At 69.8% G+C, this 17,893-nt stretch carries 13 protein-coding genes and 3 pseudogenes; 12 read left to right on the forward strand and 4 right to left on the reverse strand.

What is annotated here, in order from left to right; translation table 11 throughout:
- Positions 1–137 precede the first annotated feature (137 nt).
- Positions 138–1,312: pseudogene (locus tag AB0D59_RS40205) on the reverse strand (glutathione-independent formaldehyde dehydrogenase).
- A gap of 309 nt (positions 1,313–1,621) precedes the next feature.
- Positions 1,622–2,641 (reverse strand): annotated as a pseudogene (locus tag AB0D59_RS40210) (hypothetical protein).
- 134 nt (positions 2,642–2,775) lie between these two features.
- On the opposite strand from AB0D59_RS40210, the pseudogene AB0D59_RS40215 reads away from it, so the two are divergent.
- Both AB0D59_RS40215 and AB0D59_RS40220 read left to right on the forward strand, forming a co-directional pair.
- A pseudogene (locus AB0D59_RS40215) lies at positions 2,776–2,913 on the forward strand (transcriptional regulator); the annotation flags it as partial.
- A 367-nt stretch (positions 2,914–3,280) separates the two neighbouring features.
- On the forward strand, positions 3,281–5,683 hold the full coding sequence (locus AB0D59_RS40220) for an excinuclease ABC subunit UvrA (protein WP_362576141.1): 2,403 nt from the start codon (positions 3,281–3,283) through the stop codon (positions 5,681–5,683).
- A 7-nt stretch (positions 5,684–5,690) separates the two neighbouring features.
- Here the strand turns inward: AB0D59_RS40220 and AB0D59_RS40225 are convergent, their stop codons facing one another.
- Positions 5,691–7,472 (reverse strand): helix-turn-helix domain-containing protein, encoded by a 1,782-nt coding sequence (locus AB0D59_RS40225; protein WP_362576142.1) that lies wholly within the window; start codon positions 7,470–7,472, stop codon positions 5,691–5,693.
- 292 nt (positions 7,473–7,764) lie between these two features.
- On the opposite strand from AB0D59_RS40225, the gene dnaK reads away from it, so the two are divergent.
- From dnaK to AB0D59_RS40275, 10 genes are read left to right on the forward strand one after another with little or no spacing between them, the layout of a single operon-like run.
- Positions 7,765–9,663: a molecular chaperone DnaK gene (dnaK, locus tag AB0D59_RS40230; protein WP_362576144.1), complete on the forward strand. Its 1,899-nt coding sequence runs from the start codon at positions 7,765–7,767 to the stop codon at positions 9,661–9,663.
- 8 nt (positions 9,664–9,671) lie between these two features.
- The gene (locus AB0D59_RS40235; RefSeq protein ID WP_362576145.1) at positions 9,672–10,283 is read left to right on the forward strand and encodes a nucleotide exchange factor GrpE; all 612 of its coding nucleotides are present in this window, start codon (positions 9,672–9,674) and stop codon (positions 10,281–10,283) included.
- A 6-nt stretch (positions 10,284–10,289) separates the two neighbouring features.
- On the forward strand, positions 10,290–11,243 hold the full coding sequence (locus AB0D59_RS40240) for a J domain-containing protein (RefSeq protein WP_362576147.1): 954 nt from the start codon (positions 10,290–10,292) through the stop codon (positions 11,241–11,243).
- Positions 11,240–11,647: a chaperone modulator CbpM gene (locus tag AB0D59_RS40245; protein ID WP_362576149.1), complete on the forward strand. Its 408-nt coding sequence runs from the start codon at positions 11,240–11,242 to the stop codon at positions 11,645–11,647. The genes AB0D59_RS40240 and AB0D59_RS40245 overlap by 4 nt, the downstream gene beginning before the upstream one ends.
- Complete coding sequence (clpB, locus tag AB0D59_RS40250; protein ID WP_362576151.1) at positions 11,638–14,277, forward strand: ATP-dependent chaperone ClpB; 2,640 nt, start codon at positions 11,638–11,640, stop codon at positions 14,275–14,277. Before AB0D59_RS40245 ends, clpB begins: the two co-directional genes overlap by 10 nt.
- Positions 14,274–14,720 (forward strand): thioredoxin, encoded by a 447-nt coding sequence (trxA, locus tag AB0D59_RS40255; protein ID WP_362576153.1) that lies wholly within the window; start codon positions 14,274–14,276, stop codon positions 14,718–14,720. Before clpB ends, trxA begins: the two co-directional genes overlap by 4 nt.
- Before the next feature lie 5 nt (positions 14,721–14,725).
- Positions 14,726–14,989 (forward strand): UBP-type zinc finger domain-containing protein, encoded by a 264-nt coding sequence (locus AB0D59_RS40260; RefSeq protein WP_362576155.1) that lies wholly within the window; start codon positions 14,726–14,728, stop codon positions 14,987–14,989.
- A complete protein-coding gene (locus tag AB0D59_RS40265) occupies positions 14,989–16,803 on the forward strand; it encodes an FAD-dependent oxidoreductase (RefSeq protein WP_362576157.1) in 1,815 nt (604 codons plus the stop codon). The genes AB0D59_RS40260 and AB0D59_RS40265 overlap by 1 nt, the downstream gene beginning before the upstream one ends.
- Complete coding sequence (locus AB0D59_RS40270) at positions 16,791–17,066, forward strand: hypothetical protein (RefSeq protein WP_362576159.1); 276 nt, start codon at positions 16,791–16,793, stop codon at positions 17,064–17,066. The genes AB0D59_RS40265 and AB0D59_RS40270 overlap by 13 nt, the downstream gene beginning before the upstream one ends.
- A gap of 41 nt (positions 17,067–17,107) precedes the next feature.
- On the forward strand, positions 17,108–17,467 hold the full coding sequence (locus tag AB0D59_RS40275; RefSeq protein ID WP_362576265.1) for an Hsp20 family protein: 360 nt from the start codon (positions 17,108–17,110) through the stop codon (positions 17,465–17,467).
- Here the strand turns inward: AB0D59_RS40275 and AB0D59_RS40280 are convergent.
- Entirely contained in the window at positions 17,365–17,853 is a 489-nt protein-coding gene (locus tag AB0D59_RS40280) for a GNAT family N-acetyltransferase (RefSeq protein ID WP_362576161.1), read from the reverse strand. The two genes, AB0D59_RS40275 and AB0D59_RS40280, sit on opposite strands and share 103 nt — an antisense overlap.
- Between the last annotated feature and the right edge of the window lie 40 nt (positions 17,854–17,893).

Consider the following 17,893-nt stretch of genomic DNA (forward strand, 5'->3'; position numbering starts at 1 on the left):
GCGCGGGCAACCGCCGTTGGTTCGGGTCCGACCGAAGCGCAGGCGATTGCCCCCAGCCCCGGCCGGAGGACGGGCAGATCGCCACCCGTCCCCCGGACCGGTCCGGGGGACCAGGCGGGACGACGGCCCGGGGTCGCCTACCGCTTGTGGCCGTTCCCGTGTCCGTTCGGATGCAGGACCACCTTGGTCCAGCCCTCGTCACGGGCGTCGAAGTGTTCGTAGGCGGTGGGGGCCTCGTCCAGGCTGAGTTCGTGGGAGACGACGAAGCTCGGCTTCGCCTTCTCTCCGGCGATCAGATCCCGCAGCGCCCGGTTGTACCTCTTCACCGGCGCCTGCCCGGTGCCCATGTGCTGGCCCTTGAACCACATCATGCCGAAGTCGATCGGGACCTTGCCCTGAGCTTCCAGCTCCCCCTGGGCCTCCGCGCCGCCGGGGTCTTCGGGCAGGAACACGCCCACCACGCCGATGTCGCCGGTGAACCTGACCGAGTCGATCAGGCCGTTGAGCGTGAGGCTGGCGTCCTCGTGTCCCTCGGGGTCGTGCGCCTGGTATCCGACGCACTCACAGCCGTTGTCGGCGCCCAGACCGAGGGTGGCCTCCTTGACGACCTCCGCCGGCTTCTGCTCGGCGGGGTTGATCGGGATGGCCCCGATCTCCTCCGCCTTGCGCAGCCGGTCGGGCTGGTGGTCAGCCACCCAGACACGCCCGGCGCCCTTGAGGAGGGCGGAGTAGGCCGCCATCAGCCCGACGGGGCCGGCCCCGAAGACGATCGTCTGGTCACCCGGTTTGACGTGCGCCTCTCGGTGGCGTGATAGCCGGTGGGGAAGATGTCGGCGAGCATCACATAGTCGGTCTGCCGCTCGGCGGCGTCCCCACCCAGACGCAGCGCGTTGAAGTCGCCGTAGGGCACGCGCAGAAGTTCCGCCTGGCCGCCCTGGTAGGGGCCCATGTCGGCGAATCCGTAGGCGGCTCCGGCAAGGGCCGGTTCCGGCTGCATGGTCAGGCAGTAGTTGGTCAGACCCCGCTCGCACTGCTTGCAGAAGCCGCAGGCGATGTTGAAGGGCAGAACCACATACTCGCCGACCTGGACCTTGCGGACGGCCGAGCCGACCTCCACGACCTGGCCCATGTTCTCGTGTCCCAGGGTGCGGCCGGACTCGAACGAGGTGCGGCCCTCGTACATGTGCAGGTCCGAACCGCAGATGTTGGTGGTGGTGATCTTGACGATGATGTCGCAGGGGTGTTCGATCTTCGCGTCCGGTACGTCCTTCCCTGTGACCGTTCGCGGTCCTTCATATACCGCTGCTTTCATGATCGCTTCCTTCAGTGCCGCGGCAGGACCGCAGCACAGGTGCGATGGAGACGGTAAACAGAGCCTGACTCCCGGGAGTTGGTGCGACGGGAACCATGACTTCGGTATGCCTCTGTGGGCCGTCCACCCGGTTTCAGATGGACCGGTGATGCCGCCGTGGGCCTGCCCGTCGGAGCCTCGGCGCTCGACGGCGTGCCTTCCGGGTCCCCGTCGGCCCGCAAGGCGAAACGACCACGCACGGACCGATCAGCGGATCTCCGGACCCGGACGACCACCAACCGACGGCACATCTCCGACCGAGGTCACCAGCTAGTCACCGTGGTCGCCCTGCAGCACGCTGCGACGCTCCTGTTCGCGCTTGGAGTAGGCGGCTGCCCGGATCGCCTCGTCGCTCTCCAAGCGCGATCCCAGCGCGCCGCCCACCGTGGCGACCGAAGCGACGAACCAGGACAACGTCCAGTACTCCGTACCGTGCAGCGGGGTCCGTGTCATGGAAGCGAACACTCGGTCGTCGAGGATGAACAGCGCCCACACCAAGCTGATGACCATCAAACCCACGTAGCAGACGAGCACCCCGATACCCACGGTCACGACCGTCCGAGGCGTTGTGGAGAGCCGCCCTCTTCCTCGCCTCCGGCGAAGCAGGCGCGAGACGACCGGTGAAGGGCCCCGCAGCGGCTGACTTCCCGGAGGCCCCTCAGCCCACCATGGCGATCACTAGGCGCGGCGTGCTCAGGGACACGGCCAGGCTCCAGATGGTGAAGTTCACCGTGGCGACTGCTCCCGTGGCGAGTGCGGCCGCCAGGGCTTTCGACAAGCCCGGCACCAGGCGCCACGGCCGGTTGGCGCGAACCATACCGAGGAGCACCCTCAGGTGACCGCGCGGCCCGCTGACGACGTACCGCAGGTCGGCGATCTCCTCCTCACCGACCTGGCCCGGATGGTTCTTCCACGGCCTGCCGGGTCCTTGTCTGCAGCCGGAAGCCCCCCAGCGGAGGAAGAGACAGCAGCGCCAAGCCGTGTTCGTGACTCAGGTCCACCACGAGCTTGCGCCCGTGTGAGTGCAGCGGCAGGTCGGTGAGGGCCACCACGATGTCCCAGTTCTCCGCACTTCCGCGGTCCATGGTTCGGCGCATCAGGGTAGACGGGTCCTCGGTCCCTGCGGTGAAGGGCTCACTGACCACCTCCACGTCGAACCGTCGCCCCTTGGCCTGACTTGTCGGCGAGCCGAGCAGGAAGTATCCGGGCCATGCGCTGCGCGATCTCCGTGGGCGCGTCCGGATCGGCCAGGAGAGCCACGACCGTAACGCCCTGAGACGACACCCGCATGATTCCTTCTCGTCTGCTGCCCCCGCGATCGCCCGTGCCCACAGGATGCCCCCGGGGTATCGCCGACACCGCGTGACACGCTGGCCCCTGCCAGCAGTGCAGTCGGTAGGTCAGAACTCCTCGTCCACCCCGTGCCGACCGTCTCCCACCGTCTGAAGAAGCTCGAGGAGGCCGGGCTGCTCACCTCCGAGCGGCGTGGCACGTGGGTCTCCTACCGGGTCGAGCCCTCGGTCACGGCCGCCATGGGGCGCATGCTCGCGACCTGGGGCTGAGCCGCCGGGGCGAGTGCGCCACCGGGAGGCGAACCACCGCGTTCGCCGAAGGACGCCGGTGGGGGGCAGGCGAAGGCCCCGACTGGTTCGGGGGATCCCCAGCCGGGGCCGATCGAGAGTGGGCGCGAAGGGCGGTCGCCTCGCGGCGGGGGCTCCATAAGGCTTCAGCCGAACGATCGTCCTCATGGGCAAAGGGTGAGGCCCGGGGACACAGTTCCCTTCACGTCCACATACGCATCAACGGTGAAGCACCCTCGAATGTTCCCAGGAAGCGGCTCATACCGGGATTCTCCGGATGCTCGTGTGAGCGGGGCCCGGTGACGGCGCCTGTCGCGCGGTTCCCGGCGCGATCAGGTAATCAGGAACGGTGAACAAGGACGCGCCCGATCCCTTCGTCCATGTCCGGGGCGCCAGTGAGAACAACCTGCGGAACATCGATGTCGACGTTCCGCGGGACGCGATGGTCGCCTTCACCGGCGTCTCCGGTTCGGGCAAGTCCTCGCTCGCGTTCGGCACGCTCTACGCTGAGGCCCAGCGGCGCTACTTCGAGTCCGTAGCACCGTACGCCCGAAGGCTGTTGCAACAGGTCGGCGCACCGCACGTGCAGGAAATCACCGGACTGCCACCGGCCGTGGCCCTGCAGCAGCGACGCGGATCGCCCAGCTCCCGCTCGACGGTCGGCACCATCACCACGCTGTCCAATCTGCTGCGCATGCTGTACTCCCGCGCCGGCACCTATCCGCCCCGGGCCGCACCGCTGGAAGCCGAGTCGTTCTCACCCAACACCGCGGCCGGCGCCTGCCCGGAGTGCCACGGACTGGGCGTCGTGCACGACGTCGCCGAGGATCTGCTCGTCCCGGACCCCTCGCTGAGCATCCGCGAGGGGGCGATCGCCGCCTGGCCGGGCGCCTGGCAGGGCGCCAACCTGCGCAGTGTCGTGAGCGGCCTGGGGATCGACATCGACCGACCGTGGCGCAGGCTCAGGAAGAAGGACCGGGACTGGCTGCTGTACACGGACGAGCAGCCCTCCGTCTACATCGAGCCGGAGGAGGACCGCGTCGACTACGGCTACCAGGGCAAGTTCTGGAGCGCCCGCAAGCACGTCATGCACGTCCTCGCCGACTCCAAGAGCGAGAAGATGCGCGAACGGGCGCTCCGGTTCGTCAGGAGTGTGCCCTGCCCGGAGTGTCACGGCAGCGGACTGCGGCCCGAGGCGCTCGCCGTGACCTTCGTCGGACGTTCCATCGCCGAGATCAACGCGATGCCGCTCACCGAGGTCGTGGCGCTGCTGCGGCCCGTCGGGGGGCGGTCCGAGGCCGACGCCACCACGTCGACCGCCCGATCCGGGGAGACGACCGAGGTCGCGGTCCGGATCTGCGGCGATCTGGTCGCGCGGGTCGACGTACTGCTCCACCTGGGCCTCGGATATCTCAGCCTCGGGCGCCGCTCGACGACCCTGTCGCCCGGCGAGGCGCAGCGCCTGCGGATCGCCACCCAGCTGCGCTCGGGGCTGTTCGGCGTCGTCTACGTCCTCGACGAACCCTCCGCGGGCCTGCACCCGGCTGACGCCGAACCGCTGCTGGACGTGCTGGACCGCCTCAAGGCGGCGGGCAACTCGCTGTTCGTCGTGGAGCACGACATGGACGTCGTACGGCGGGCGGACTGGGTGGTCGACATCGGCCCCGGCGCGGGCGAGGGCGGCGGACGCGTGCTGTACAGCGGCCCGGTCGCCGGTCTTGAGCGGGTCGGCGAGTCGGCCACGAGCCAGTACCTGTTCGGGCACGCCCAGCCGCTCGGTCACCGCCCGCGCACACCGCACGGCTGGCTGCACCTGAGCGGCGTCTCCCGCCACAATCTGCACGACGTGTCCGTCGACGTACCGCTCTGCGTACTGACGGCGGTGACGGGCGTGTCCGGTTCCGGAAAGTCGACGCTGGTGACGCAGGTGCTCGCCGAGGTCGTCCGCGGCCACCTCGGACTCGCACCCGAGGAGCCCGACGAGGCGCAGCTGGAGGTCGACGTCCAGGACGCGTCGGGGGTCGAGTCGTTCGACCGGCTGGTCCGGGTCGACCAACGGCCCATCGGCCGAACTCCCCGGTCCAACCTGGCCACGTACACGGGGATGTTCGACGCGGTGCGCAAGCTGTACGCGGCGACGGACGAGGCCAGGGCGCGCGGCTACTCGGCCGGACGGTTCTCCTTCAACGTGCCCGAAGGGCGGTGCGAGACCTGCCAGGGCGAAGGATTCGTCGCGGTGGAACTGCTGTTCCTGCCCGGCACCTACGCGCCGTGCCCGACCTGCGAGGGCGCCCGGTACAACGCCGAAACGCTGGAAGTCGCCTACCGCGGCAAGAACATCGCGGAAGTGCTGGCGCTGTCCGTCGACTCCGCCGCCGAGTTCCTGTCCGCCGTCCCGGCCGCCTCCCGCAGTCTGGAGACGTTGCGCGAGGTGGGACTTGGGTACCTGCGGCTGGGCCAGCCCGCGACGGAACTCAGCGGTGGTGAGGCACAACGCATCAAACTGGCCACCGAACTGCAGCGAGCCCGCCGCGGGCACGCGCTCTACCTGCTCGACGAGCCAACGGCGGGGCTGCACCCCTCGGACGCCCCGCCGATCATCGCGATGGCGGTGATGAACCACAAGGCCCCCATCTTCTGGCGCGACGCGACCTCGCTGGATCAAACCGAGGAAGGGCGACCCACCCACTGCAGCGCTGTAGCAGGGCGGCCCGCCCAACTGCTGCTGACGCCGATCGCACGAAAGTTCTAGTGAGGTATCAGCCGGGGCCGCCCAGCACGATCTTCCACACTCGGGTCGCCACCTGGAGGTTCAGCCGGTCCTCGACGTTCGCGAGGTCGCTGCCGCTGATGTCGCGGATGCGCTGGAGCCGATAGCGCAACGTGCTGCGGTGGATCGCGAGGGATTCGGCGGTCTCGTCGTAGTTGCCGCCGCAGTCGAAGTACCGGGACAGGGTCTCCACCATGGCCGCGTGGTGCCGGGAGTCGTAGTCGATGAGCTGCCCGAGCCACTCGTGGACGAACGTCTCCAGTTCCCGGTAATCGTTGCCAGGTCCCAGGATGCGGTAGAGGCCGAGCTCGTCGAAGAACGTCGTGCCGTAGCGCTCGCGGGAGTGGCGGCGCACTTCCAGGGCACGCTGCGCCTCCTCGTAGTGGTGGGGGATCTCGTCCAGAGAGTCGCAAGGGGCGCTCACCCCGATCGTCCCGGACCGTGTCCCGGTCTCCCGGGCGAGCGCCTCGTACAGCGCGCGGGGGTGCGGCCTGTCGTCGGCGACCAGGACCACGTGGTCGGAACGTCGGGTCAGCAGCGAGCGCATACCCACGGCAGACGCCGCCCGTCCCACGGTCTGCGCGAAGGAATCGTCCGCAGTCCGGTTCGGCCACTGCACCACGACGATGTAGTGGCTGCGGTGCAGGTCGTGTCCGACTGCCTCGGACCGGGCGTAGGCGCTCGCCTCGTCCGTCCCTGCCAGGAGGTCGTCGACCAGCTCGCGGTGCAGCCTCAGCTCCACTTCGGCCAGATTACGCAGGTGCGCCAGCTCCGGGGCGAGCGACGCGGCGGCGTGTTCCAGCGCCAGCACGGTGTGCTCGTCGGCCTCGTCCCGGGCATCGACCAGGGCCAGCACGCCCAGGATCTCGCCGTGCGGGCGGACCAGAGTGATCAGCCGGTCCTTTATCCGCACCGGCCCGACCTCCCGGGCGACGGCGTGCAGCATTTCGTCCTGGCGCACGGGGTCCGGTTCGGGATAGGGGTCGGGGCGGCTGGGGCCGGACCAGGACCTCAGCCGACCGAAGCGGTCCTCGACCAGCGCGGGGAGTCCGGTGAGCCTGTGCAGTGCGCGGGTGACGGCTTCCTCGCCGCCGCTCGAGGCAGCGACGTCGGCCATGAGCGCGTGAACGGCCCGCTGGTACCCGAGCTCAGCCACGACGGAGATCAGCTGCCGCTGGAGGGCTGTGCGTTCGTCCCTGAGTCGGTACAGCTCCAGCGCGTCCTCGCGTTGGTGGCGGTGCGCGAAGGCGACTGACAGTGCAGCAGCGGTGTGCCGGACGATCGTGGCGAGCCGGAATAGCTCGGCCTCGGATGGCCGGGAGCAGGACGTCACCACGAGGTAGCCGTGGGGTCCCTCCGGTCCGCGTAGCCCCAGGGCCCGGCCCCAGGGCCTGCCGGGTACGGTCACAGGGCCGTCCTGCCCGGCCAGCTCCCGCACCCTCCGGCCCAAAGCCAAAGCATGCGTCTGCCCGTTTTTCGGGCTGGGGACCAGGTCGTCGTCCATCTTCAGGTATCCGGCCTCGGCGCGGTATGGCCCCGCGGCGGCTATGTGGTCCATGGCCAGTCGCAGGATCTCGTCTTCGTCCGGGGTGTCGAACAGGGTGCGGGAGAGCACCATCAGGTCGCGGGGGTCATGGTCGGCTGGGGTGCGAGCGGGTGGGCGGGGCTGTCTGCGCGCGGCCGTGGGGTGCCACCGGGCGCTGCCCCGCGAAAGGCTGCCCGCCCGGTCGGGGCAGCGGTGGTACGGGCTGTGCGCCCGACTGCCGGCCATGGGATCACTCCGTTCTCCCCGAGCCTTCAGGGAGGCGAGCGGTATTTCGTATACCCGCTTCCGGCCCGGCTTATCCGAGATGTCCGGATGCTTTCTCTCGTCCTCGTGGGGCGACCGGACCCGGGCATTCCTGACTCGCCAGGCGCAGGCGTGGAGCCACCCGGTTCGCCACCCTGGGGAGTGCTCGAGACCCTCCGCGCGCACCGGCAGGAAACCGGCGGAGATCCCGCCTCTACCTGAGCGAACGTGATCCGGAGAGTCGACGCAGGCGTCGTACCGGGAGGAGTTCCTCATGGCCAAGGCAGTGGGCATCGACCTGGGCACCACCAACTCGGTGATCGCCGTGTGGGAGGGCGGCGAGCCGTCAGTCGTGCCCAACAGCGAGGGCAACCGCACGACACCGTCCGTGGTGGCCTTCACCGACACCGGGGAACGTCTGGTGGGCCAGCTGGCCCGGCGCCAGGCGATCCTCAACCCGAAGGGCACCATCTACTCGGCCAAGCGGTTCATCGGCCGGCACTTCGACGAGATCTCCGAGGAGGCCAGGGCGGTCGCGTACGACGTCGTCGAAGGCGACGGCGGGGCGGCTCGCTTCAAGGTGCGCGACAAGCTCTATGCGCCTGAGGAGATCAGCGCGCAGGTGCTGCGCAAACTCGCCGACGACGCCTCCAAGCAACTCGGGGAGCGGGTCACGGAGGCGGTCATCACGGTGCCCGCCTACTTCAACGACGCTCAGCGCACCGCCACCAAGGACGCCGGACGGATCGCGGGACTGGAGGTGCTGCGGATCATCAACGAGCCGACGGCGGCCGCCCTCGCCTACGGCATGGACAAGAAGGAGCACGAGACCGTCCTCGTGTTCGACCTGGGCGGCGGCACCTTCGACGTGAGCATCCTCGACGTCGGCGACGGCGTGGTGGAGGTGCGCTCCACCGCCGGCGACAGCCACCTGGGCGGCGACGACTTCGACCGGCGTCTGGTGGATTACCTCGCGGACGACTTCCAGAAGGAGAACGGCATCGACCTGCGCAAGGACCCGCAGGCGCTGCAACGACTGTTCGAGGCGGCGGAGAAGGCCAAGACCGAGCTCAGTTCGGTGACGCAGACGCAGGTCAGCCTGCCGTTCATCACCGCCGACGCCTCGGGCCCCAAGCACCTCACCGACTCGATCATGCGGTCCACGTTCGAGCAGATCACCGGCGACCTGGTGGAGCGCTGCCTCGGACCGGTCCAGCAGGCGATGGCCGACGCCAAGGTCGGCGAGAGCGACATCGACGAGGTCATCCTCGTCGGCGGTTCCACGCGTATCCCGGCGGTCCAGTCCCTGGTCCGCCGACTGACCGGCGGTAAGGAACCCAACATGAGCGTCAACCCCGACGAGGTCGTGGCCCTGGGCGCCGCGATCCAGGCCGGGGTGCTCAAGGGCGAGGTCAAGGACGTCCTGCTGCTCGACGTCACACCCTTGTCGCTGGGCGTGGAGACGCGCGGCGGAGTGATGACGAAGATCGTCGAGCGGAACACCACCATCCCGGTACGCCGCAGCGAGACCTTCTCCACTGCGGAGGACAACCAACCGGCCGTCGATGTGGTGGTGCTGCAGGGCGAGCGTGAGTCCGCGGCCGACAACCGCGTGCTCGGCCGGTTCCAGCTCACCGACATCCGGCCGGCACCGCGGGGCGAACCACAGATCGAGGTCACCTTCGACATCGACGCCAACGGCATCCTCAACGTCAAGGCCCGCGACCGGGACACCGGCAAGGAACAGGGCATCACCATCAGCGAGAGCTCCAACCTGGACCGCAGTGAGGTCGAACGCATGGTCCAGGAGGCCGAGCGCAACCAGGGCCAGGACCATGCACTCCGCGAGGCCGTCGACGCCCGCAACGAACTCGACGCCATCGCGTACCAGGTCGAGAAGCGCCTCGCCGAACTGGGCGACGCAGCGCCGGCGCACGAGAAGGCACGCGCCGAGATGCTCGTGTCCGACGCCCGGGCGGCGGTCAAGGAAGAGGCGGGCGTGGAGCGTGTGCGGCCCCTGACCTCCGAACTCCAGCAGGTGCTCGCCGGGCTGGCGGCCCATCAGGGCGCCGCTGCCACGGGCGGTCCCGGCCAGGACGCCGCAACCGGTGGTCCCACCGGCGGTGGTGGCGGTGACGACGACATCATCGACGCCGAATTCGACAAGGGCTGAGGCGCGCCATGCCCACCCACCCCCAGGAACCCGACCGGGCAGCGTCGGATCGGGTCGAACCGGTCCCGGAAGGCGGCGTACGCCCTCCGCGCGCGGATTTGCCCCAACCGGGCCCGCCGACCCGGCCGGAAGCGGCGAACGGCGAACCGGGACCCGACGCCGCCGGCCCCGTGACTGCCGAGGACGAGTACACGACCGCGATCCAGGAACTGGAGGACCGCTGGCGGCGCGCACTCGCCGACCTCGACAACCTTCGCAAGCGCCACGCCAGGGAACTGGAGCGCGAACGGGCGGTCGAGCGGTCCCGCACGGCGGCCGCCTTCCTGCCCGTCCTCGACAACCTCGAACTCGCCCTGACCCACGCCGGCGCCGATCCGGGCGCGATCATGGAGGGCATCCGGGCCGTACGCGACCAGGCGGTGAACGTCCTCGAACTGCTCGGCTACCCGCGGCACGCGGAGACCGGCGTCGCCTTCGACCCGGCCCGGCACGAGGTGGTCGGCGTCGTCCAGGACCCCGACGCCCCACCGGGCACGGTCGTCGAGGTGTTGCGCCCCGGCTACGGGAACGGCGAGAGGCAACTCAGGCCGGCCGCGGTGACCGTCGCGAAGCGGGAGTGACCGGTCATGGCACGGGACTACTACGAGGTTCTGGGCGTGTCGCGGAGCGCGAGCCAGGACGAGATCCAGCAGGCGTATCGCAAACTCGCCCGCAGGTACCACCCCGACGTCAACAAGGACCCCGGGGCGGAGGAGCGTTTCAAGGACCTCAACGAGGCACACAGCGTACTGTCCGATCCCAAGACCCGGTCCCGCTACGACCGCTTCGGCGAGGACTTCCGCAAGATCCCCGAGGACTTCGACGAACGGGTCGCGGCCGGAGCGGGCGGCGGCTTCCGCGGTCGGAGGACCGCGGGCGCGGGCGGTCCTCGCGTCCGGTACGCCACCGGCCTCGGCGACGACTTCGGCGCGGAGGGCATTGACATCGAGGACCTGTTCGGCTCCATGTTCGGAGCCGGCGCCACCCGAGGCGGCGTCCCCGGAGCGGACCAGGAGGCCGAGCTGCCGCTCACCGTCGAGGAGGCATACAGGGGCGGCCGTCGCACCGTCACGCTCGCCGGTCCCACCGGGCAGCCGCGGCGGTACGAGGTCGACGTGCCGCCGGGCGTCACCGACGGGCAGCGCATCCGGCTGGCGGGCGAGGGCGGCCGGGGCAGTGGTGACGCCGCCGCGGGCGACCTGTACCTGCGGGTGCGTGTCCAGCCCCACCCCCGGTTCCGGCTGGACGGCCGCGACGTGCACATCCAGGTCCCGGTCGCCCCCTGGGAGGCGGCCCTGGGTGCGACCGTGCCGGTGCCCACGCCCGGCGGCGGCACGGCCAAGGTCACGGTGCCCGCGGGTTCGTCCAGCGGCCGGCGGCTGCGGCTGCGTGGCGAGGGCATGCCGAACTCGCGCGGCGCGAACGGCGACCTGTACGCCGAACTCCGCATCATGGTGCCGCCCACCCTCGGCGACCGGGAGCGCGAACTGTTCGAGGAGCTCGCCGCCACTTCCTCGTTCGACCCCAGGAGGACGCGATGAACGACCGACCCGCGGGAACCGCAGGCATCGGCCGGGCCGGCGGGGGCGCCCGTCCGGTACGAACGGGCGTCGACATCACCGCCTCGACGGCTGTCCGGTACGCGCTCGTGCCCGCCCCCAGGCTCTCCCTCGACACCGTGGCCCGTCGCTCGGGCCTCCACCCCGATCTGATCCGCCGGTTCGTCGCCCTCGGCCTTGTCGACGCCGAGCGCGACGCCGCGGGGCACCTGGTGTTCGACCCCACGGCCCCGGCCGTTCTCGCCCGCATCCAGCGGCTGCGCACCGGACTCTGCCTCAACTACGCATCCATCGGCCTGGTGCTCGACCTGCTCGACCGCATCAGCCTGCTCGAAGCCGCCCTGCGCGGCCGCGGCACGAGGAGTGAAACACCCCCATGGACATGAACCGTCTCACCCAGAAGTCCCAGGAAGCCCTCCAGGAGGCCCAGACCGCGGCCGTCGGCATGGGGCACACCGAGGTCGACGGTGAACACCTGCTGCTCGCACTTCTCGATCAGGAGGACGGTCTGATCCCGCGGTTGCTGCAGCAGGCCGGCACCGAGCCGAAGGAACTGCGCGCGGCCGTGCGTGAGGAACTCTCCCGCCGCCCGAGGGTCACCGGCCCCGGCGCGGCACCCGGCCAGGTCTTCGTCACCCAGCGCCTCGGCCGCCTGCTCGACGCCGCCGAACGGGAGGCCAAACGCCTCAAGGACGAGTACGTGTCCGTGGAGCACCTCCTGCTCGCCCTGGCCGAGGAGAGCTCTTCGACCGCCGCCGGACGCCTGCTCAAACAGGCCGGCATCACCAGGGACTCGTTCCTGAGCTCGCTCACCCAGGTCCGCGGCAACCAGCGCGTCACCTCCGCCAACCCCGAAGTGGCCTACGAGGCTCTGGAGAAGTACGGCCGCGACCTGGTCCTCGAGGCTCGGTCCGGGCGGCTGGACCCGGTCATCGGCCGTGACGCGGAGATCCGCCGCGTCACCCAGATCCTCAGCCGCAAGACCAAGAACAACCCCGTCCTCATCGGCGACCCCGGCGTCGGCAAGACCGCCATCGTCGAGGGCCTGGCCCAGCGCGTCGTTCGGGGCGACGTCCCTGAGGGCCTGCGCGACAAAACGGTGTTCGCCCTCGACATGGGCTCCCTGGTCGCCGGCGCCAAGTACCGCGGCGAGTTCGAGGAACGCCTCAAGGCCGTGCTGTCCGAGGTGAAGGCCGCCCAGGGGCGCATCCTGCTCTTCGTCGACGAACTCCACACCGTCGTAGGAGCGGGCGCCGCCGAAGGGGCCATGGACGCGGGCAACATGCTCAAGCCGATGCTCGCCCGCGGCGAACTCCACATGATCGGCGCCACCACCCTCGACGAGTACCGCAAGCACATCGAGAAGGACGCCGCCCTCGAACGCCGCTTCCAGCAGGTCCTGGTCGACGAGCCGAGCGTGGAGGACACCATCTCCATCCTGCGCGGACTGCGCGAACGCCTGGAGGTGTTCCACGGCGTGAAGATCCAGGACAACGCGCTGGTCTCCGCGGCCACCCTCAGTCACCGCTACATCACCGACCGGTTCCTGCCCGACAAGGCCATCGACCTCGTCGACGAGGCGTGCGCCCGGCTGCGTACCGAGATCGACTCGATGCCCGCCGAACTCGACGAGATCACCCGCCGCGTCACCCGCCTGGAGATCGAGGAAGCGGCCCTGTCCAAGGAGACCGACCCCGCCAGCAAAACCCGCCTGGAGGAGCTGCGCAGGGAACTGGCCGACCTGCGCGGCGAGGCCGACGCCAAACACGCCCAGTGGGAGGCCGAACGGCAGGCGATCCGCCGCGTGCAGGAGCTGCGCCAGGAACTGGAGCAGGTCCGCCACGACGCAGAGGAGGCCGAACGCGCCTACGACCTCAACCGCGCCGCCGAACTCCGCTACGGCCGCCTCCAGGACCTGGAGCGCCGACTCGCCGCGGAAGAGGAGCAACTGGCCGCCAAACAAGGGCAGAACCGGCTGCTGCGCGAGGTCGTCACCGAGGAGGAGATCGCCGAGATCGTCGCCGCCTGGACCGGCATCCCAGTCGCCCGCCTCCAGGAGGGCGAACGGGAGAAACTGCTGCGCCTCGACGAGATCCTGCGCGAGCGCGTCATCGGCCAGGACGAAGCCGTCAAGCTCGTCGCCGACGCCGTCATCCGCGCCCGCTCCGGCATCCGCGACCCTCGCCGCCCCATCGGCTCGTTCATCTTCCTCGGCCCCACCGGCGTCGGGAAGACCGAGCTGGCCAAGACCCTCGCCCGGACCCTGTTCGACTCCGAGGAGAACATGGTCCGCCTCGACATGAGTGAGTACCAGGAGCGGCACACCGTCAGCCGGCTCATGGGCGCACCGCCCGGATACGTCGGCTACGAGGAAGGCGGCCAGCTCACCGAGGCCGTACGCCGCAAGCCGTACTCGGTCGTGCTGTTCGACGAGATCGAGAAGGCGCACACCGATGTCTTCAACACCCTGCTGCAGATCCTCGATGACGGCCGCATCACCGATGCGCAGGGCCGCACCGTCGACTTCCGCAACACCGTGATCATCATGACGTCCAACATCGGCTCCGAGCACCTCCTCGACGGCGCCACCGCCGAAGGTGAGATCAAGCCCGACGCCCGCGCCCTGGTGATGGGCGAGCTGCGCGGGCACTTCCGCCCGGAGTTCCTCAACCGCGTCGACGACATCGTGCTCTTCAAACCGCTCGGCGAGCGGCAGATCGAGCGGATCGTGGAGCTGCAGTTCGACGAACTGCGCCAGCGGCTCGCCGAACGCCGCATCACCGTCGAACTCACCGACGCCGCCCGGGAAGCGATCGCCCACCAGGGCTACGACCCGGTGTACGGGGCCCGACCACTGCGCCGCTACATCTCCCACGAGGTCGAGACACTGGTCGGACGCGCCCTGCTGCGCGGCGACGTCCAGGACGGCGCGACGGTCCGCGTCGACGCCGAGCACGGAGAACTGGTGGTCACCTACGACCAGCCCGAGGACGTGAAGGGAGCGCGGGCGGCATGAGCACGATGCAGGCGACGACCGTCAGTTGTCCCCACTGCGGACGCACCAACCGAGTGCCCGTGGCCGCGGAGGGCCGCCCCAAGTGCGGCCACTGCAAGCAGCCCCTACCGTGGATGGCGGACGCGGGCGACGACGACTTCACCGAGGTCGCCGAGCGAGCCGACGTCCCCGTCGTGGTCGACCTGTGGGCCACCTGGTGCGGCCCCTGCCGCATGGTCAGCCCCGCGCTGGAGAAGGTCGCCACCGATCTCGCCGGCCGCATCAAACTCGTCAAGGTCGATGTCGACAAGAACCCGCGGCTGTCGCAGCGTTTCGAGGTCCGGGCGGTACCGACACTTCTCGTCCTCGACCGGGGCGAGACGGTCGCCCGGCAGGCGGGGGCGGCGCCCGCCCCCGCTCTGCGCCGGTGGGTGGAACAGTCGATCACGGCCCGGGAAGGGTGATCCGGATGACCCTGCACGCGGACCCTCACCTCGCGCTTGTCCGGCCGGTCCAGCCGCTGACCCCAGAGGGGTGTCAGGAGTGTCTGCTGCTCGGCTCCTCGTGGGTCCACCTGAGGCTCTGTCTGACCTGCGGGCACGTCGGCTGCTGTGACTCCTCGCCGAACAAGCACGCGCGTAGGCACGCAGCTGCCGTCGTCCATCCGATCGTGCAGTCGTTCCAGCCCGGCGAGGATTGGCGCTGGTGCTACGTTCACGAGGCGTTCGTCTGATGTCCGGCGACCAGTCGCTGCCGGGCGGAGAACCGGTGCCTCAGGAAGCGAGCGAGGCTGTCTTCTGGGAGACCCCGGACATCTACGGCGCGTATCCGCGCCTTGCGGAGGACCAGACAGCACGTCTGGCGGAGCACGGGCAACGCCGGAGCATGGCTCCGAACGACGTGCTGATCCAGGAGGGGGAGCGCTGCGAGACGTTCTTCGTCGTCCTCAGCGGTACCGTCGCCGTCGTCGAGGACTACGGCACTCCCGAGGAGCACGTGCTGCGCGTGCACGGCCCCGGTCGCTTCGTCGGCGAACTCGGTCTGCTGCACGGACAGGTGGCCTTCTACACCGCTGTCGCCAGGGAGCCGGGCGAGGTCCTCGTCGTCTCCTTGGACCAGTTGCGCCACCTGGTGTCCAAGGACTCCGCCATCGGGGACGTCGTGCTGCGCGCCTGTCTGGGCCGTCGCGCGCTGCTCGTCGGACAGGGCGCCGGCTTCCGTATCATCGGCTCGCGCTACTCCCCCGACACCCGGCGGCTGCGCGAGTTCGCCATCCGCAACCGGCTGCCGCACCGTTGGATCGACCTGGAGACCGACGAGGAGGCCGAGGACCTGCTGCGCCGCTTCGGCGTCGGCCCGGAGGAGACACCGCTCGTCATCTGGCGGGACACCACCCTGTTGCGCAACCCCAGCAACGCGGAACTGGCCCGGCTCATCGGCCTGCCGTCACTACCCGCCGGAAACCGTCACGGCGATGTCCTCATCGTCGGCTCGGGACCCGCCGGCCTTGCTGCCGCGGTGTACGCCGCCTCCGAGGGCCTGAGCACCACGGTGGTGGAGGCGATGGCCACCGGCGGCCAGGCCGGCACGTCGTCCCGCATCGAGAATCTGCTCGGCTTCCCCGCCGGCATCTCCGGCGCCGAACTCACCGAACGCGCCGTGCTCCAGGCCGACAAGTTCGGCGCCAGGATCAGCATTCCGGTGGAGGCGACCGGTCTCCTTCTCAAGGGCGAGGACCACTACGTGGTGGCGTTCGCCGACGGCAGCGAGATCGCCGCCCGCGCCGTCGTCCTGGCCACGGGTGCCCGCTACCGCCGGCTTCAGGTGCCCGGCATCGAACGCCTGGAGGGAACGAGCGTCCACTACTCGGCGACCTTCTACGAGGCCCAGCAGTGCCGCACCGGCCCGGTTGCCGTCGTCGGCGGAGGCAACTCGGCGGGCCAGGCGGTGCTGTTCCTCGCCGGGTACGCGCCAAAGGTGCACCTGCTGGTCCGAGGACCCGGCCTTGAGGCCAGCATGTCCCGCTACCTGGTCGACCAGGTCGAGCGCCATCCGCGGGTGGAGGTCATGCTGCAGACCGAGGTCACCGAGGTCATCGGCCAGGAGGTGCTGGAGGAGCTCGACGTGGTCGACAACCGCACGGGCGGGCACCGCCGACTCGCGGTACGGGGCCTGTTCGTCTTCACCGGCGCCGACCCCCACACCGAGTGGCTCGCCGGCATCATCGCCCTCGACTCCCGCGGTTTCGTCATCACCGGCCCGGAGGCCCAGGAAGCCTGCGCCTACCCCGAGGTGTGGCACGGCCGCGGGCGCTCGTGCATGACCCTGGAGACCAGCCTGCCCGGGGTCTTCGCGGTAGGGGACGTCCGTAGCGGCTCGGTGAAGCGGGTGGCCTCGGCGGCCGGTGAGGGCGCGATGGCCATCCACTTCGTGCACCGGCACCTGGGGCACTCGGCCGCGCCCGGCACCACGGGCACGTCCGCTGCCGCGGGCGGCTCGGACGTCTCCCCTCGCCTACGTCACAAGGAGTCCGCATGGCTCGCATGACGAATGACGGACGCTGGGATCACGAGACGGAAGAAGGAGGCGATGACCATCCCCGTGCGGCGCTACCGCGGTGGCGGTCTGCAGGAAAGACCCGTCTGGGCACCCACCCCTCTCAATCCCCTGGTCGAGTCGACGAACTGCTCAACCAGATGAGCGGCCTGCTGGAGTCGACCGTGGGCGCAACACCCGCGGTTGCGTGGACGCCTCTCGCGGACGTGCCGGAGTCCGAGGACGCGTTCCACATAGAGATCTCCCCGGCGTGAAGAGCAAGGACATCGACGTCGAGGCCAACGGTCCCGAACTCGTGGTCACCGAAGAGATCAAGGAGCGGGAACGCAAGGGCGTCCTGCGCCGCAGCACCCGCCGCGTCGGAGCCTTCGAGTACCCTTTGCGGCTGCCCGGAGAGTTGGACACCCGCAAGATCAAGGCCGACATGCAGGACGGAGTGCTCAGCCTCACCGTCCCCAAGGCCGACGTCGCAAAACCGCGGCACGTCGAGATCAGCGAGACGAGGGAAAGCACCGAGAGCCCGGCCGGAATGACGCAGGAGACGGCAGGACCTTATTCCGAAGGAATGCGAAACTCGAATTCGGGACGGTCCCACGGCACGGCGGGCGGCTTCGCGAACGCGGTCCCGGTCCGCACCGCACCAACGCGGTGGTAGAAGTCCTCGGCAGGAAGATGCGACACGACCTTGACACGGTCGAGCCCGGCGGCACGGGCCTCGGACAGCATGTGCGCAACGAGCAGCCGTCCGATACCGCGTCCCTGCACTTCGTCGGCGACGAACAGCAGGTCGAGCTCCGGTGGAGCGAGGACGAGCGAGTAGAACCCGAGGACCCGGCCTCCATGCTCGTCGGCGCCGACGGCCACAAAGGCGCGGTGGGTCTCGATGTAATCAGGACCGACCCGGTAGCCCGCCACTGCGGCCGCGTACTTACCCTCGTAGGCGCCTGAGCCACGCACGAGCCGCGTGAGCCGTTTGGCATCCAGCGCGACGGCCCTCCGTATCGTGATCGGCCGGCTGATCGGAGAAGTGCGTGAACTCATCGGGAGAGTATTTCGCACCGGGGAGTGCCTTCGTGCGGCG

Source organism: Streptomyces sp. NPDC048417, assembly GCF_040651615.1.
Taxonomy (GTDB): Bacteria; Actinomycetota; Actinomycetes; order Streptomycetales; family Streptomycetaceae; genus Streptomyces.

Coding starts and splice junctions, on each gene's coding strand:
- dnaK (WP_362576144.1), top strand. CDS start 7,765: ATGGCCAAGGCAGTGGGCATCGACCTGGGCACCACCAACTCGGTGATC.
- AB0D59_RS40225 (WP_362576142.1), bottom strand. CDS start 7,472: ATGGCCGGCAGTCGGGCGCACAGCCCGTACCACCGCTGCCCCGACCGG.
- AB0D59_RS40280 (WP_362576161.1), bottom strand. CDS start 17,853: ATGAGTTCACGCACTTCTCCGATCAGCCGGCCGATCACGATACGGAGG.
- AB0D59_RS40240 (WP_362576147.1), top strand. CDS start 10,290: ATGGCACGGGACTACTACGAGGTTCTGGGCGTGTCGCGGAGCGCGAGC.
- AB0D59_RS40235 (WP_362576145.1), top strand. CDS start 9,672: ATGCCCACCCACCCCCAGGAACCCGACCGGGCAGCGTCGGATCGGGTC.
- clpB (WP_362576151.1), top strand. CDS start 11,638: ATGGACATGAACCGTCTCACCCAGAAGTCCCAGGAAGCCCTCCAGGAG.
- AB0D59_RS40265 (WP_362576157.1), top strand. CDS start 14,989: ATGTCCGGCGACCAGTCGCTGCCGGGCGGAGAACCGGTGCCTCAGGAA.
- AB0D59_RS40260 (WP_362576155.1), top strand. CDS start 14,726: ATGACCCTGCACGCGGACCCTCACCTCGCGCTTGTCCGGCCGGTCCAG.
- AB0D59_RS40245 (WP_362576149.1), top strand. CDS start 11,240: ATGAACGACCGACCCGCGGGAACCGCAGGCATCGGCCGGGCCGGCGGG.
- AB0D59_RS40270 (WP_362576159.1), top strand. CDS start 16,791: ATGGCTCGCATGACGAATGACGGACGCTGGGATCACGAGACGGAAGAA.
- trxA (WP_362576153.1), top strand. CDS start 14,274: ATGAGCACGATGCAGGCGACGACCGTCAGTTGTCCCCACTGCGGACGC.